Here is a 1,733-nt window from a genome sequence, read left to right as displayed (position 1 = left end):
CGCGCCGTGGATGCCCCGCACGAGGCCGGGCATGACGGCGGAGAAGGTCGAGCCGTTCCATATCATTTGGCGCCGGCGGCTCAAAACGGCCTCACCGCCACAGATGCAGGAACAGCAGCGCGGCGATGACCCACAGGGCGATGGTGGTGCCGCGGGCGCGGCGCCGCTCGGCGTCGCCGATGCCGGCGACCGTCTCGGGCGACAGCACGATGCCGTCGCGGGTGGCGCGGTCGAGCTGCTCGGCGATGCGGGCGCCGCGGCCGAGCAGCCCCGGCACGCCGCCCAGGAACCGGCCGACCTCGCCGACGCCCTCGACGGCGCCTTCGACCCGGCCGGCGGGGCCGAGATGGCGTTCCAGCCAGGTCCGCACCACCGGCTCGGAGGTGCGCCACATGTCGAGCTTCGGGTCGAGCATGCGGCCGACGCCCTCGACCACCACCATGGTCTTCTGCAGGAGCAGGAGCTCGGGCCGCGTCTTCATGTCGAACAGCGCCGTCACCTCGAACAGCAGGGTGAGCAGCTTGGCCATCGAGATGTCCTCGGCGTTGCGGTTGTGGATCGGCTCGCCGATCGCCCGCACGGCCTGCATGAACGCCTCGACCGAGTGATGCCCCGGCACGTAGCCGGCCTCGAAATGCACCTCGGCGGTCCGCCGGTAGTTGCGGCTGATGAAGCCGTAGAGGATCTCGGCCAGAAACCGCCGTTCCTTCTCGGTGAGCCGGCCCATGATGCCGAAGTCGACGGCGACCAGCCGCCCGGCGTCGTCGACGAACAGGTTGCCGGGATGCATGTCGGCGTGGAAGAAGCCGTCGCGCACCGCGTGGCGCAGGAAGCTCTGGATCACGGTGCGGCCGAGCACCGGCAGGTCGAGGCCGCGGCGCTCCAGGGCGGCGCGGTCGGACAGCGGCGTGCCGTCGATCCACTCGGTGGTCAGCACGTTGTGGGCGGTCAGGTCCCACTCGACGGTCGGCACCCGGAAGTCGGTGTCGTCCTTGACGTTGTCGGCCATCTCGGAGGCGGCAGCGGCCTCCAGCCGCAGATCCATCTCCACCGTCACGGAGCGGGCGAGCGTCGCCACCACCTCCTCGAAGCGCAGCCGGCGCGCCTCCGCGGACATGCGCTCCGCCATCCGGGCGGCGAAGAAGAAGGCCTGGATGTCGGCCCGCAGGTCGGCCTCGATGCCGGGCCGCAGCACCTTGACGGCCACGGACCGCCGGCCGGCCGGCGTGTCGATCTCGGCCCGGTGCACCTGGGCGACCGAGGCGGCGGCGAGCGGCGGGCCGAAGCTCGCGAACATCTTGTGCAGGGGCCGGCCGAGCGAGCGCTCGATCGCCGCCTCGGCCTGGTCCTGCGGAAACGGCGGCATCCGGTCCTGGAGCTTCTCCAGGTCGGTGGCGATCGCCTGCCCGACCACGTCGGGCCGGGTCGCCAAAAACTGGCCGAGCTTGACGTAGCTCGGCCCGAGCTTGCCGAGCGCCGTCGACAGCCGCGCCGCGCCGGACGCGCTGGTCGGCCGCTCCAGCAGCCGCAGCGCCTTCAGCCCGAGCTGCGCCGCACCCGGCAGCGGCGTCGGATCGATCAGCGCGAACACCCCCTCGCGGGCCAGCACGAAGCCGGCACGGGCGAGGCGGATCAGATGGGAAAAGGGAGGGATCATGAGACGTCCGAAAATGAACCGGCGCGAAGGGCCGAGGCGTCGCCGCCTTACCCTCTCCCCTCGCGGGAGAGGGTGG

Annotated in this window: 1 protein-coding gene; it reads right to left on the bottom strand. The window is 72.0% G+C overall.

The genetic code is table 11. The features are described 5' to 3' along the window. Window positions 1-91 precede the first annotated feature (91 nt). On the bottom strand, window positions 92-1,657 hold the full coding sequence (ubiB, locus tag CH341_RS31100; RefSeq protein WP_111423533.1) for a 2-polyprenylphenol 6-hydroxylase: 1,566 nt from the start codon (window positions 1,655-1,657) through the stop codon (window positions 92-94). Window positions 1,658-1,733 lie beyond the last annotated feature (76 nt).

It is taken from the genome of Rhodoplanes roseus (genome assembly GCF_003258865.1).
Classification (GTDB): Bacteria; Pseudomonadota; Alphaproteobacteria; order Rhizobiales; family Xanthobacteraceae; genus Rhodoplanes; species Rhodoplanes roseus.
Note: the sequence above shows the minus strand (reverse complement) of the source record. Positions and strands in the feature narration are given on the sequence as shown.